Genomic DNA, 14,365 nt, shown 5'->3' on the forward strand with positions numbered 1-14,365 from the left:
CACATATGTCATTATAGCAGTACAAATGTATATACTGGCCTCTCGGCCGGGCGAGGGAGGGCTGCCCATGGGAAGGAAAGTCGCATTCATTGCGGCCTTGTTCGGTGCGTTGGCATTGGCTGGTCCGGCGCAGGCGCGGGTCGAGGTCCAGTGGTGGCACGCCATGAGCGGCGTCCTCGGCGACCGGCTCAATGAGCTGGTCGAGAAGTTCAACGCCTCGCAGGACAAGTACACGGTCGTCGCGGTTGCCAAGGGAAACTATGACGAGGTGACCAACGGGGTGATCGCCGCCTATCGCGCCAAGCGGCCGCCGGAGATGGTGCAGATCGCCGAGCGCGGTTACATGACCATGCTGCTGTCAGGGGCCATCGTTCCCGTGCAGGATCTGGTGGAGCAGAAGGGTTACAAGATCGACTTTTCGGACTTCATCAAGCCCGTGGCGAGCTTCTGGAGCTACAAGGGGCGGATGTCGGCGATGCCCTTCAACTCGTCGACGCCAATCTTCTGGTACAACAAGGATCACTTCCGGAAGGCCGGTTTCGACAAGCCGGCCGAGACCTGGCAGGAGCTGGAGAAGCAGCTCTACGCCATCAAGTCCGAGGGGATCAGCGAATGCGGCACGGTGCTGCCCGGCGATTTCTACTGGAGCCTGCTCGAGAACTATAGCGCCATCAACAATCAGCCCTACGGTACGCTGGCGAACGGCTTCGACGGGCTCGGCACCGAGTTCGTGTACAACAAGACGAAGGTTGTGTCGCAAGTCGCGCGGCTCAAGAAATGGCTCGATGACGGCGTGATGCAGATCGCGGGCCAGGGCTTCAGTCCCGAGCAATTGTTCACGTCGGGCCGGTGTTCGACCTTCGTCAACTCGACCGCATCGCACGGCAACATCGAGCGCAACGCGACCATCAGCTGGAGCGCCACTTTCCTGCCGCACGAAAGCGACATCAATCCGCCTCTCAACAGCACCATCGGAGGCGGCGCCATCTGGGTCATGAAGGGTCACACGCCGGAGCGCTACGAGGCCGTCGCGGCTTTTCTGGATTTCGTCGCCCAGCCGGAAACCCAGGTCTGGTGGCACGGCGCGACCGGTTATGTTCCGGCGACGAATCGCGCCTATGCGCTCGCGCGGGAGCGGGGTTATTACAAGGATCATCCGACCAGGGAGATCGCGGTGCTGCAGCTCTCGCGGGGCACGCCGAACGAGAACTCGCGCGGCTTCCGCTTCGGCAACTTCGTGCAGACGATGCTGGCTCAGCGCCAGGAGGTCGAGGCTGTGTTCGCCGGCCAGAAGCAGCCGCAGCAGGCCATGGATGACGCGATCAAGCGGGGTAACGAGATCCTGCGGCAGTTCGAGAAGCTGAATGCCGGAAAGACTCCGGAAACCGAGCGTCCATGACGCTGCGCCTGTCCGTCCCGTGGCGTGACGCGCGCGCCCCCGTGCTTTTGCGAAGGCACGGGAGCGGCGGGTCCAAGGCCCTGCCGGCGGCGGCCGCCGGCAGCTCGCGCAGGTCGGGAAAGACGCGGCGGCGCGAGGAGGCCGGACTGAAGCGCGCCAATTTCGGCGATGGTCCGGGCCTGCCGACGCTGCTGTTGCTGCCGCAACTGCTGATCCTGCTGTTCTTCTTCTTCATTCCGTCGCTGCGGGCGCTGATGCAATCCGTCCTGCTCAGCGATCCCTTCGGCAATAACGTCCAGTTCGTCTGGTTCGATAATTTCAAGGCGCTGCTTGCGAGCAGCGACTACCGCCAGTCGATCGCGGTGACGTTCTGGTTCACGGTGGCGCAGAACGTGCTGACATTGGGCAGCGCGCTCGTGCTGGCCTTTGCCACGGACAGGATCGTGCGTGGTCGCTCGGCCTATCGCACGATCATCTTGTTGCCCTATGCCATAGCGCCCGCGATCGCCGGCATCCTGTGGGCCTTCCTGTTCAATCCGGCGGTCGGCCCGCTCGCGCAGGTGCTGCACAGTTTCGGCATCGCATGGGACCCCAACCTCAATCCGACCGATGCGCTGATCCTGGTGACGCTCGCCGCGTCCTGGAAGCACATCTGCTACGACTACATCTTCCTGGTCGTGGGATTGCTCGCGGTGCCGGTCTCGCTGATGGAGGCCGCCGCCGTGGACGGCGCCGGACCGATCCGCCGCTTCGTCTCAATCGCGCTGCCGATGCTCGGGCCCACCATCTTCTTCCTCACGGTGATGAACTTCATCTATGGCTTCTTCGAAACCTTCGCCATCATCGATGCCGTGACGAAAGGCGGGCCGGCCGGTGCGACCAATATCCTGGTCTACAAGGTCTTCGTCGACGGCTTCGTCAATCTCGATCTCGGCTCTTCGGCAGCACAATCGGTTCTCTTGATGAGCTTTGCGCTGATCTGCACGCTGCTGCAATTCCGCTACTTCGACCGCAAGGTCAATTACGGGGTCTAGCCGCATGGTCGAGCGCTCGCCGGTCCTCAACATGGTCTGCCACGCGATCCTGATCGCGGGCGCGCTGATGGTCTGCGTACCCCTGTACTTCGCGTTCGTCGCCGGCTCGCTCACGGTGGCCGAGGTGCAGAAGGTGCCGTTGCCGTGGCTGCCGGGAAGCCAGTTCTTCGACAATCTGCAGCTGGCCTGGAGCAAGGGCAATTTCAGCCGCACCTTCGCCAATTCGATCATCGTGGCGCTCGGCATCACGGCCGGCAAGATCGCGGTGTCGTTGCTCTCGGCCTTCGCCATCACCTACTTCCGCTTCCGCTACCGAATGCTCGCATTCTGGCTCATCTTCATGTCGCTGATGCTGCCGATCGAGGTTCGGATCGTGCCGACCTTCGAAGCCGTGGCCAATGCGGCGCTGCCGCTGCAATGGCTCCTGGAGACCCTGCATGTCGCGGAGATCTGGACCTGGATCAGCGGGCATGAGGTCGCGATCGCGCTCGAATGGAACATGGTCAACACCTATCCCGGGCTGATCCTGCCGCTGATCGCCTCGGCCACTGCCACGTTCCTGTTTCGCCAATTCTTCCTGACCATCCCGGAGGAGCTGTGCGAGGCGGCGCGGCTGGACGGCGCCTCGCCGCTGCACTTCTTCTGGAGCATCCTGCTGCCGCTGTCCGTCCCGAACATGGTGGCGCTCACCATCATCCTGTTCCTGTTCGGCTGGAATCAGTATCTCTGGCCCCTGCTGTTCACGACCGACAAGGACATGGCAACAGCGGTCATCGCGTTGAAGGGCCTGATCCCGCGCTCCGACAGCGAGCCGGCCTGGAATATTGCCATGAGCGGTGCGCTCCTCACGATGTTGCCGCCGGTACTGGTCGTTCTGCTGTTGCAACGCTGGTTCATCAAGGGTCTTGTCGACAGCAGCAAATAGGGATTGATCATGGTTTTCATCGCCGGGCATCGCGGCGGACGCAATCTTTGGCCGGAGAACAGCCTGATGGGCTTCCGCAATCTGTGCAGGGAAGGGGTCGACGCAGTCGAGTTCGACGTGCATCAGAGCAGGGATGGCGGGCTTGTCGTGATCCATGATCCGCTGCTCGATCGCACCACTTTCGAGACGGGACCGGTCGGCGCGCGCAGCCTGCGACAATTGACGGCAACGCGTCTGCGTGATGCCGGCGATGAGTGCATTCCGACCTTGGACGAGGTGCTCGATGTGTACAGCGAGACCACGCTCGAGCTGCATATCGAGATCAAGACGGATGCGTTCGGTAATCCCTATTCAGGCCTGGAGGCGCGGCTGATCGATCATATCAAGCGCCGGGGTCTGGAGCGGCGTGCCGTCATCACCTGCTTCGTGCCGGGGGTGATCGAGACCGTGCGCCGGCTGTGGCCGGAAGCGCGGGTGCTCGTTTCGCTCGACCGCCGTTCGGCAGAGATGGTGGGCGGAATTGAGCCCGCACTGGCGCAATTGGCCGCTATTCCCGGCTGCATCGTCGCGGTCGAAAAATCGTTGCTGGGGCTAGCGCTACCGCTCGCTACCAAGGTGCTTGGTCCCGGGCGTCTCGGTGCGTGGGTGGCCAACGAGCCCGAGGACATTACCTATTGGCTCGCACAGCCGGTGCGGCAGATCACGACAGATCGGCCGGATCTCGCCGTGAGCATTCGTCGCAGGCTCGAAACGATGCTGGCGCGCCCATGATTCCCCGCCGTCGCTTTCTTGTGGGATCGCTGGCGAGCGTCGCCTTGGCTGCGCCGGCCGGGTTCGTGCGCGCAGTGCCGGTCTCATTCAGCGCAGATCCCTTCACGCTCGGTGTTGCCTCGGGGTGCCCGCGGGAGGATCGCGTCATCCTGTGGACCCGCCTAGCGCCGCAGCCGCTTGAGGGTGGCGGCATGCAGGACGCGTCAGTGGAGGTCGAATGGCAGATTGCGGAGGATGAGGCCTTCTCGCGCATCGTCGCCCGCGGCGTCGTGCAGGCGACGGCAGAGCTTGCCCATTCCGTGCATGCCGAGGCGGTGGGGCTCCGGCCGGACCGCGTCTACTGGTACCGCTTCCGTGCCGGTCCGGCGCTCAGCCCGGCCGGACGCACCCGAACCGCGCCCGCCGGGTCGGCGCGGGCTTTCCGTTTTGCCTTCGCGTCCTGCCAGCAATACGAGCAGGGCTATTTTACTGCCTACCGCGACATGGCCGTACGCGATCTCGACCTCGTGGTGCATCTCGGCGACTACATCTATGAGAAATCCTGGGGATCGCACCACGTCCGCCAGCACGGCGTCGGAATTCCGACGACGCTCGAGGAATTCCGCAACCGCTACGCGCTCTACAAGGGCGATCCCGATCTGCAGGCGGCGCACGCCGCCTTTCCCTGGCTTTCGGTCTGGGACGATCACGAGGTGATGGATGACTATACCAATGATCGCTCCTACACCGTGCACGACGCCGGTCAGTTCCTGAAGATCCGCGCGGCCGCCTATCAGGCCTATTACGAGCACATGCCGCTGCCGCTTTCGGCGCGCCCGCGCGGCGCGAACGCCACGATCTATGAGCACTATCGCTTCGGCGAGATGCTCGACGTGCTCCTGCTCGACGACCGGCAATATCGCTCGGCATCTGCGTGTGTCGGAAGTGGGCGGCCGACCTGGGTGACGGACTGTGCAGGCCGGACCGACGAAGCGCGGACGATGTTGGGTCGGGAACAGGAGCAATGGCTCGATGCGCGCCTGCGCGACTGTCGCGGCCGCTGGACCATCGTCGCGCAGCAGACCTTGATGGCGCAGGACAAGCGCGAAGCAGACGACGGCGCGCGTTTCTGGATGGATGGTTGGGACGGCTATCCCAATGCCCGCCGCCGTCTGCTTGATTCGCTTATGGCGCGTCGCCGGCGCAATCCGATCGTGATCGGCGGCGACCGCCACGCCTTCTTTAGCGCCGATCTCAAGCGTGATGACGCCCGCCCGGATGGCCCGACCATTGCGACCGAGTTCGTCGGCACGTCGATCAGCTCGGACGGGCCAAGCGAAGCCAGCGTCCGCAAGGCGCTGGCGGAGAACCCGCATCTGGTCTATGCGCGTGGCGACAAGCGCGGCTATGCGACCGTCGAGCTCGACACCCGGCATGCACCGTGGGATTCGAAGCGCTCGACGACGTCAAGGACGCCGCGAGCGCCGTGCGCCGGCTGACGAGCTTTGTGGTCGAGGACGGCGTGCCGGGCGCGAAGACCGCATGACGACATCCGCATGCTGCAGATTTGACGGCCAACGAAAGATCGCCTCAAATGCTTCGACATCTGATTGTGCCTTGAGGCCGCTGCGGGGGGCTGCGCCGTGACTGATCAAACCATCCTGCGGGTCGCCTGGCTCTACTACATGGAGAACCTGACCCAGGCCGAGATCGGCGAGCGGCTCGGGCTGACCCGCGCCCGCGTCAACCGCATGCTGTCGGATGCGCGGCAGACCGGCATCGTCAACATCCGTCTCAACTCCGCCTTTGCGAGCTGCACGGAGCTGGAGCACCGCTTGCGCCGGGAATGCGGCCTCGAGGATGCCGTCGTCATCCCGAGCCCGGAGAATCCCGAGCAGGTCGGCAGCCTGATCGGCATGGCGGCCGGCGCGTATCTGTCCAAATTCCTCGAACAGAAGCGTCCGCGCATTATCGGCATCGGATGGGGGGCGACCTTGCGCGAGACCATCCGTTACGTCACGCCGGCGGACTATCCCGATCTCTCCATCGTCTCCATGATGGGCGGCCTGTCGCGCGGACTCGAGCTCAACACCTTCGAGATCGCCGGTGAGCTCGCGCACCGGCTGCACGCCCAGTGCAGCTATCTGGCCGCACCGATTTTCGTCAGCAGCCGGCGCTCGCGCGACACCTTTTTGGCCCAGGAGGTCTATCAGGAGGTGCTGAACAGCGTCGAGAAGATCGATCTCGCGCTATTGAGCATGGGAGACATGACGCCCCGGTCGCTGTTGATGCGGCATGGGCTGCCGCCGGACGTGCGCGCCGAGCATCTGCGGGCGGCTGGCGCCGTCGGCGACGTCCTGGCGCAATTTCTCGACAAGACCGGCCGGCCCATCGATCACAACATCAACAGCCGCGCCATTGCCATGCCGCTCGACAAGCTAGCCCGCGTGCCGACGTCGATGCTGATCGCCGGAGGGCTCAACAAGGCGCCGATCATCGCTGCGGTGCTGCGCGGCCGGATCGGCAAGGTGTTGGTGACCGACGAGAGCACCGCCATCGCGGCGCTGAAGCTGATCGACAAGCAGAAATAGCCGTCCTTTCCGCTACAGCTATGACATCCGCCGTGGGGCACCCCTGTCCACGCGCGGCCGACGTGCGCCGAAAGGCGTGCAAAAGCATTTGTCACCTCGTTGTTACATATGTAATATGCCGGAGACAATTGCTCAGAAGGATGGCGTCGACATGCGCGCTGCGGTGCTCCAGGACATTCGTGATATCCGCGTCCTCGATATTCCCGAGCCGAAGCCGGTCGCGGAGGACGAGCTCATCATCCGCGTCAAGGCTGTCGGCGTCTGCGGCAGCGATCTGCACTCCTATCTTGAGGGCGGAACGACCGGTCCGACGCAAGTCAGGCCGTTCGTCCTGGGTCATGAATTCTCGGGTGTCCTCACGCCGGACTCGGCGCGCAAGGCGGGGTTCTCGGCCGACGCGCTGGTGGCGGTCGATCCGTCCATTCCCTGCGGCCGTTGCGAGTGGTGTCACCGCGGGCACACCAATCTTTGCCCCAATGTGAAATTCCTCGGTTACGCGCCTCACAACGGCGCCATGGCCGAATTCGTCTGCGTGCCCAAATCGGCTGTGCATCTGGTGCCCGACAGCATTGATCCCGCCAGCGCAGCGATCCTGGAGACGCTTGGGGTCGCGATCCATGCCATGGATCTGGCGCGTCCGCGGCTGCTGGAAAGTGTGGCGGTGCTCGGATGCGGGCCGGTGGGACTGCTGCTGGTGCAACTGGCGCGGCTCGCAGGCAGCGGCAAGATCATCGCGATCGACCCGGTCGAGCAGCGTACCGCACTGGCCTGCGACCTCGGTGCGGACGTGGCATGCCGCAGCTACGCCGAGGTCGGCGAGGCCACCGAAGGCCGCGGCGTCGATCTGGTGATCGAGGCGACCGACTCCTCGCACGGCTTCGAGCATGCGGCGCGTTGCGCCCGTATCGGCGGCCGGGCGGTTCTCGTCGGCATCCCCGAGAACAATCAGTACATCCTCAGCGGCGCGGAATCGCGCCGGAAGGGCCTGTCGATCAAGTTTTCGCGCCGCATGCCGGAGGTCTATCCGCGGGCCATTGCCCTTACGCAGTCGGGGAAGATCAAGCTGGCGCCGCTGGCCACGCATCGCTTCTCGCTCGACCAGACGCCCGCCGCATTCGAGCAGCAGGTCGCGCGGCGCGATGGCATCATCAAGGCGATCATCTGCCCGTAGACGGAGCGTCATCTCGTCAAGAGCCTGGTGCAGTGGAGCAGGCACAGAAGCAGGACCGGTCGTGATGGCGAAATCGTCGAAGTTGGTCGTCGCCCGAAAAGGGCGCGTGCTGATGGTGAGACGCAAGCGCGACGGGCTCTGGATGTTTCCCGGCGGCCGCAGGCGGGCAGGCGAGAGCGACAGGAGCTGCCTTCGTCGCGAGATCAAGGAGGAGCTTCCCAAGCTGAAGCTCGGGCCGTTGAAACTCTGGAAGGAAGTCAAAGCGAGGAAGAGCCGGACCGGCCGGCGGATGAGCGATGCGATCTTCCTGGCCAAGAAGGTGTCGGGGCGCCTGAAAGTCGGCGACAAGAAGGAGATCGACCGGGCGGTCTGGCGCAAGCCGCGCGGCGCCAGACTGACGCCGACCTCGCGCTACATCCGCGACAAGCTGTTTCCAAGGCGCGGCCGCCGCTAGGTCGCTTGCGCCAGACGATGAGCGAAGGTTCGTCGTCCGGAACTGCTCGTCATTGCAGCGCCTGGCGGAGGAGAACGAGCAACTCCTCGTGGATCAATCCGTTTGAAGCGATCTTGTCGAGATCGTCGTTGCGGCACGGCCGCCCCGTCAGTGTCGTGACCTTTCCGCCGCCGGCCCACACCATCGGCATCGCGGCCGCGTGCGAGACGATGTCGGCTTTCAGGGAGACAAAGCCGTCCAGGCGACCCGAGGCGACCATCGTCGTCTCGAAGGCGCCGGAGACGACGATACGTACGCCGCGCACCACTTTGCCGAGCAGTTCGATCACCCGCGTCGTCCGCTGGACCTCGTCGGGCGAGAAATGCGAGGTCAGAATCACCGAGATCACCGCATCCGACAGTGAACGTGTCGTGGAGACGCGTGCCGGCAAGCCGTCGATCGTCGCGCCTTCCCCCGCGAGATAGCGCGCTGTCAGTCCGATCTTGGGCGCGTTGATCAGGCCAAGCTTCGTCTCGTCGTCGACCTCGTAGGCGACCGTCACGGAAAACCACGGCAGCCCCCGGGCGTAGTTGATCGTGCCGTCGAGCGGATCGATGATCCAGCGCGCAGCATTGTCCCCGGGGCTCGCGCCGCTCTCCTCGGCGAGGATGCCGGCCTCCGGCGTCAGCGCCTTCAAGCCCGCGACCACGATCGCTTCGGAGGCGAGATCCGCCTCGGTGACGATGTCGAGATGGTCCTTGCGCTCCGTGCGCAGCGGCGTGGATTGCATCGCGACCAGCTTGGCCGCCGCCTCGCCGACGACGGCCTCTGCGCGCCTCAGCAGTGCCGGAAGGCCGTCGCCCCGGTCCGTTCCCGGATGGTCTTGGTCGGCCGCGATCTCGAATGGGCGACCGTAGTCTCCGACCGGAACGAGGTGGCTGGTGATGCCCATGTCTGGCCGCCAGCAGTGCAAGGCAAATCCCGGCGGCTCCATGATGAAGCGATTGCTGTGGCCGGGCCGCAGGTCGAGCGCAACCTGATGCGCCGTGCTTGGCGCCACATAGCCCGCGGTTCCCGCATAGCGCGCGGTGATCGAGCGGTGATAGTGACCGCACAGCACGCGTTCGATTTCGGGATGGTCTTTGATGATTGCGTCGAGCGCGCCGGCCCCGAGGAGGCGCAGCTCGTCCATCCCGTCGGCTCCGACCAGGAACGGCGGGTGATGAATGACGATAGCCGTCGGCTGGCCGCGCCCGGTCGCGAGCGCGTCGCGCAGCCATTGTTGCCGGACCGCGCAGAAGGTGCCGTGGATCTTTCCGGCCTCGACGCTGTCGAGGAAGATCAGCCGGACCGGAAAATCGTCCACGACAAAGTTGACGAAGCCATCGGACGGAAGATAGCGGTGGCGAGGACGTAGCGAAGATATCAGTTGCTCGCGGCGGTCGTGGTTGCCGGGGATGACGAACACCGGCATCGGCAGCCTGGCCAGGCCGGCGGCGACGATCTCGTATTCCTCGTCGAGCCCGCCGTCGGTCAGATCGCCGCTGATCACGACGCAATCGGGCCGCGGCTCGAGCCTCAGCACGGCGTCGATGGCGCCGTGAAACATCGCGTTGGTATCGACGTCGCCGTAAGCGAGTTTGCCGGGCGGCCGGACGTGCAGATCGCTCAGCTGGGCAATGATGAACACAGAATTCCGCCTCCGAAGGGAACAGTAGCGGCCAGCGCCAGGCCGCTTGCCGCAATCGATCGCCCGCTGCCTACGAGCTCTTCATCAGGGCGTTGCTTTCCTTGACCATGCGATCGAGTCCGGCCTCGGCGGTCGTCTCCCCGCGCATGACGGCATGGATGATCTCGCGCTGTGTGCGCCAGATCTTCACGGACTGTCCGCCTGGATAACCCTGCCACGGCTTCGCGCGCTCGATCTGCTGCGATACGGTGCGGAAGTTCGGGTTCTTGTCGTAAAACGGCGCCAGGAATTCGGGCCCCGAGGCGCGCAAATTGGTCGGCATATAGCCCGTGGTCTCGACCACGATCTTCTGCGCTTCCGGGCCGCTCACGAACTTCAGGAACTCCCAGGCCGCCCGCTGCTTGACCGGATCTTTCGCGGTGATGATTGCCGCGTTGCCGCCCGTGGGCAGTCCACCCTTCTGCTTGTTGTCGATCGGGAAAGTGCTGGTGCGCAAAGTGAACTTGTCGCCGATCAGGTCCGTGACCTGGCGCAACCGGGCCGGTGTGTCGGCGAAAATGCCGATCTTCCCGGCGATGAACTGCTGGCGCGACGAGTCCCAATCGATCAGCGGCATCTTGGCATCGGCCACGAACCGCCGGCAATGGGTCAGGGCCTTCAGCCCGGCGTCGTTGCCGAATCCGGCAGTGGTTTCCGACGCATCGAGCATCTGGCCACCACCTTGCAGGATCAGCGAACGGAACAGCCAATCGTCGGGCCAGTCGTGGATGTTGTAGGCGATGCCGGCGACGTCGGAGCCCTTGCTCTTGATGCTGACGGCGAGGGCGATCATGTCCGTCCAGTTGTCGGGCATCTTGTCGGGATCGCCGCCCGCTTCCTTCACGAGCTGCGCGTTGAAATAGATGATCGGCAGCGAGGCGTTGAACGCGAGGCCGTAGATCTTGCCGTCGACCGCCCCGAGCGCCAGGATCCCGTCGGAATAATTGGCCTTGCGCCAGGCGGCGTCCTCCTTCTGCAGCATCGGAGCAACCTCGGTGATCTGGTTGCGTTTCACCAGCGTGCGCACCAGCTCGGCGAGCAGGTGGTACCCGGAATAGTAGACGTCCGGCAGCTGGTTGGTGACGGCCTGCCGCAGCATGGTCTGATGACCTTCGTCATAGCTCGCTGCCGGCGCCCGGAACTGGATCTTGATGCTCGACTGCCGCTTCATGAACTCCTGGGCGATCGGCTCATGGAATTTCGCGAAGGCGGGAAAGGCATAAAGCACATCCAGCGTCACGTCCTGCGCATAGGCCGACCGTGTCAGAAACGGACTTGAAAGCGCAGTGGTCCCGACGGCAGCGGCGCTCTTCAGGAGGTCTCGGCGATGCAGCATGACGTTGTCTCCCTGGCAGTGGTTGAAGTCATTTGATTCCGGTCATCGTGATGCCAGCGATGAAATGCCGCCGCGCGATCAGGAAGGCGATGACGAGCGGCGCCGTGATGATGGTGGCGCCGGCAGCGAGCGCGCCGTAATTCGAGCCCAACTCGGAATCGGCGAAGTACATCATGCCGAGCGGCGGCGTTGCGAGCTTGGTGTCGGAGACGACGATGAGCGGCCAGTACAGGTCGTTCCAGTGCGCCACGACAGAGAAGATCGAAAACGCCGCGATTGCCGGCCAGGCGCTCGGCACCACGATGCGCCACACGATCTCGAACTCGCCGACACCGTCCAGCCGCGCGGCCTGGATGATCTCGTCCGGATAGGACTTGAAGAACTGGCGGAACAGGAAGATCGCGAACACTGACAGGAAGAACGGCATCATCATTGACAGGTAAGTGTTGAGGATGCCGAGCTCGGCGAACGCGATGTAGAGCGGGAGCGAAGGCGCCTGGACCGGAATGCAGAGTCCGAGCAGGACCAGCGAAAACAGGATCGGCCGTCCCGGAAACCTCAGCTTGGCGAGCGCATAGGCGCATGGGATCGCGACCAGCAGCTGGACGACGAGGATGCCGCCGCAGACGATGAGACCATTGAGTAGGAAGCGCAGCAGCGGCGCGGTGCTCAAGGCGGATTCGAAGTTCTGCCATCCGTAGAACTGGCGCGGCCAGAGCCGGAACGTCGCCTCGAAGATCTCGCCCGGCGGCTTGATCGCGCTCGTCAACATGAACACGAAGGGCAGCAGCATGAAGACGGCGCCGCCGATCAGCACTGCGTGGACGAGCGCAAGCGACACGAGGCGCCGCATCCGGACCGCGACCGGCGCAGGCGGGCGGGCGATCGTGGCCGATATGCGCATCAATAGTGCACCCGTCGGTCGAGGATGAAGGTCTGCAGCACCGAAAACACCAGGGTGAACGCGAGGAAGACGAGCGTGAGCGTCGCCGCATAGCTCATGTGAAAGTACTGAAACCCCTCCAGATAGATGGCATAGAGCAGCACCTCCGATGCGCCTCCGGGGCCGCCACGCGTCATCACCGCAACCGTGTCGAAGATCTTGAACGCCGTGATGAACGTCGTCACGGTCACGAACATCGTCGTCGGACCAAGCATTGGCCACGTCACTTTCAAGAAGCGGTCGATGGGATGGCTCGCGCCGTCGACGGCGACGGCTTCGTAGAGGTCGCGGGGGATCGCCGAGAGACCGGCAAGGAACAGCACCATGTTGAAGCCGACGAGCTGCCAGATGCCGATCGCGGCGAGCGTCGGTATGACGAGGCGCGGCTCGCTCAGGAACGCTGTCTCGGCGAAACCCAGCCCCTTGAGGGTCTGATTGATCAGTCCCAGGGTCGGGTGCAGCAGGAACTGCCACATCGTGGCCATCGCGATGAGCGTCGAGGTGACCGGGAGAAAATAAATAACCTCATAGAAGCTGCGCGTGCGCTGGCGCTGGTGGATCAGGATCGCGACAAGCAGTGAGATCAGGACGCCGCCGGGCACGACAATCGCCACATAGAGCAACGTGTTAGTCACCGAGCGCCGAATCACGGGATCTTGCAGCGCCGCGCTGAAGTTCTTGAGACCGACGAACGAGAAATCGAGCGCGCCCAACTCGTAGTTGGTTAAACTCAGGAAGGCGAGAGCAGCCAGCGGCAGCAGATTCGTGAGGACCAGCAGGATGAAGGCCGGCGCCGCAAAGCCCACGCCCGCGAACCGCTCGCCCCATTTCTGGCGGCCGGCTGGCGGCGCCAGGTCGAGCGGAGTGACTTGAGCCGCGACCGCGTTCATCGGACCTCGCTCCCGCGGCGCACATCGCGGCTGGCCGCCGTACGGCTTTCCACCTCGATGCGCCGGCCGTTGTGGTCGAACACGTGACAATCCCGCGGCTCAAAGGCGAGCGTGACCTCGCCCTCGGCAATCGGCATGTTGTTGTCGACCCGGCAGAGCACCGCGACCTCCGGAGAGGCCACGAGGTCGAAGTGAAGGATGCTTTCCGAGCCGAGATTTTCGCGGCGCCGGAATCTGCACGTGACGACGCACGGTCCACCCCCGATCCGCATCGCTTCCGGGCGCACGCCGACCGTCAGTTCCGGCGCCGGCGCGTTGCGAACATCGATCGGCAGCATCCGGCCGAGCAGCTCGACCTGGCCGCTGGGCCCAACGCGGGCCGGAAATAGATTAATCGCAGGACTGCCAATGAACTGCGCGACCGCGGTCGTAGCTGGCCGTTCATAGACATCGGCGGGGGTGCCGAGTTGAAGTATGTCGCCGTGATCCATCACGGCGAGGCGATCGGACATCGTCATCGCCTCGATCTGGTCGTGTGTCACGTAGATCATCGTGACGCCCAGACGCGCGTGCAACTCGGTCAGCTCGCCGCGCATGTGCACGCGCAGCTTGGCGTCGAGGTTCGACAAGGGCTCGTCCATCAGGAAAGCCTGCGGATGACGCACCATTGCGCGGCCGAGCGCGACGCGCTGCCGTTGGCCGCCTGAAAGCTGTCCGGGGCGGCGGCGAATGAAAGTTTCGATGCGAAGCTGCTCGGCGACGACCCGCACCTCACGCGCGATCTCGTCCATGACGCGCCTGCGCCGGGGCGACAAATGACGCATCAAGGGCAGGCGTTCGAATAGGTTGAGGCGCGTCATGGTGAGCGGCAGCGCGATGTTGTCGAACACCGACATGTGGGGATAGAGCGCGTAATTCTGGAACACCATGGCGATTCTGCGCTCGTGAGGGCGCAAATGGTCGACCGCGGTCCCGCCGATCGAGACCGAGCCGCGATCCTGCGATTCGAGGCCGGCGATGATGCGCAGGAGCGTCGACTTGCCACATCCGGAGGGACCCACCAGCGTCAGAAACTCGCCGTCCGCAATATCGAGATCGATGTCGTTGAGGACGACCGTGTCGCCGAAAGCCTTATGGATGCCGCGCAATGTGAGGCCGGCCATC

At 64.2% G+C, this 14,365-nt stretch carries 13 protein-coding genes; 8 read left to right on the top strand and 5 right to left on the bottom strand.

The genetic code is table 11. The features are described from left to right. Positions 1-67: 67 nt before the first annotated feature. From ACIPUD_RS15325 to ACIPUD_RS15360, 8 genes are all read left to right on the top strand, one after another. Positions 68-1,399 (top strand): extracellular solute-binding protein, encoded by a 1,332-nt coding sequence (locus ACIPUD_RS15325; RefSeq protein WP_446481017.1) that lies wholly within the window; start codon positions 68-70, stop codon positions 1,397-1,399. Then, positions 1,396-2,433, top strand: coding sequence for an ABC transporter permease subunit (locus ACIPUD_RS15330; RefSeq protein ID WP_446481018.1), 1,038 nt, complete (start codon positions 1,396-1,398; stop codon positions 2,431-2,433). Before ACIPUD_RS15325 ends, ACIPUD_RS15330 begins: the two co-directional genes overlap by 4 nt. A 4-nt stretch (positions 2,434-2,437) precedes the next feature. Then, a complete protein-coding gene (locus tag ACIPUD_RS15335) occupies positions 2,438-3,358 on the top strand; it encodes an ABC transporter permease subunit (protein ID WP_446481019.1) in 921 nt (306 codons plus the stop codon). Between the two features lie 9 nt (positions 3,359-3,367). Beyond that, a complete protein-coding gene (locus tag ACIPUD_RS15340; protein ID WP_446481020.1) occupies positions 3,368-4,129 on the top strand; it encodes a glycerophosphodiester phosphodiesterase family protein in 762 nt (253 codons plus the stop codon). Next, positions 4,126-5,607 (top strand): alkaline phosphatase D family protein, encoded by a 1,482-nt coding sequence (locus tag ACIPUD_RS15345; RefSeq protein WP_446481021.1) that lies wholly within the window; start codon positions 4,126-4,128, stop codon positions 5,605-5,607. Before ACIPUD_RS15340 ends, ACIPUD_RS15345 begins: the two co-directional genes overlap by 4 nt. Positions 5,608-5,751: 144 nt before the next feature. Beyond that, the gene (locus ACIPUD_RS15350) at positions 5,752-6,699 is read left to right on the top strand and encodes a sugar-binding transcriptional regulator (protein WP_211416048.1); all 948 of its coding nucleotides are present in this window, start codon (positions 5,752-5,754) and stop codon (positions 6,697-6,699) included. 76 nt (positions 6,700-6,775) lie between these two features. Beyond that, positions 6,776-7,870 carry a zinc-dependent alcohol dehydrogenase gene (locus ACIPUD_RS15355; protein WP_446481022.1) on the top strand — a complete coding sequence of 365 codons (1,095 nt, stop codon included), beginning with the start codon at positions 6,776-6,778 and terminating at the stop codon, positions 7,868-7,870. Between the two features lie 64 nt (positions 7,871-7,934). Continuing rightward, positions 7,935-8,324: an NUDIX hydrolase gene (locus tag ACIPUD_RS15360; RefSeq protein ID WP_211416050.1), complete on the top strand. Its 390-nt coding sequence runs from the start codon at positions 7,935-7,937 to the stop codon at positions 8,322-8,324. Between the two features lie 49 nt (positions 8,325-8,373). Here the strand turns inward: ACIPUD_RS15360 and ACIPUD_RS15365 are convergent, their stop codons facing one another. The 5 genes from ACIPUD_RS15365 to ACIPUD_RS15385 all read right to left on the bottom strand — a co-directional run bounded on the left by ACIPUD_RS15365 (position 8,374) and on the right by ACIPUD_RS15385 (position 14,364). Then, positions 8,374-9,993, bottom strand: a complete 1,620-nt coding sequence (locus tag ACIPUD_RS15365) for an inositol monophosphatase family protein (RefSeq protein WP_446481023.1) — start codon at positions 9,991-9,993, stop codon at positions 8,374-8,376. A gap of 70 nt (positions 9,994-10,063) precedes the next feature. Beyond that, a complete protein-coding gene (locus tag ACIPUD_RS15370) occupies positions 10,064-11,368 on the bottom strand; it encodes an ABC transporter substrate-binding protein (RefSeq protein ID WP_446481024.1) in 1,305 nt (434 codons plus the stop codon). A 28-nt stretch (positions 11,369-11,396) separates the two neighbouring features. After that, positions 11,397-12,272: a carbohydrate ABC transporter permease gene (locus tag ACIPUD_RS15375; protein WP_446481025.1), complete on the bottom strand. Its 876-nt coding sequence runs from the start codon at positions 12,270-12,272 to the stop codon at positions 11,397-11,399. After that, positions 12,272-13,201 carry a carbohydrate ABC transporter permease gene (locus ACIPUD_RS15380; RefSeq protein WP_247295184.1) on the bottom strand — a complete coding sequence of 310 codons (930 nt, stop codon included), beginning with the start codon at positions 13,199-13,201 and terminating at the stop codon, positions 12,272-12,274. Before ACIPUD_RS15380 ends, ACIPUD_RS15375 begins: the two co-directional genes overlap by 1 nt. Further along, on the bottom strand, positions 13,198-14,364 hold the full coding sequence (locus tag ACIPUD_RS15385; RefSeq protein WP_446481026.1) for an ABC transporter ATP-binding protein: 1,167 nt from the start codon (positions 14,362-14,364) through the stop codon (positions 13,198-13,200). The genes ACIPUD_RS15380 and ACIPUD_RS15385 overlap by 4 nt, the downstream gene beginning before the upstream one ends. Position 14,365 lies beyond the last annotated feature (1 nt).

Source organism: Bradyrhizobium sp. CAR08, from assembly GCF_052871955.1.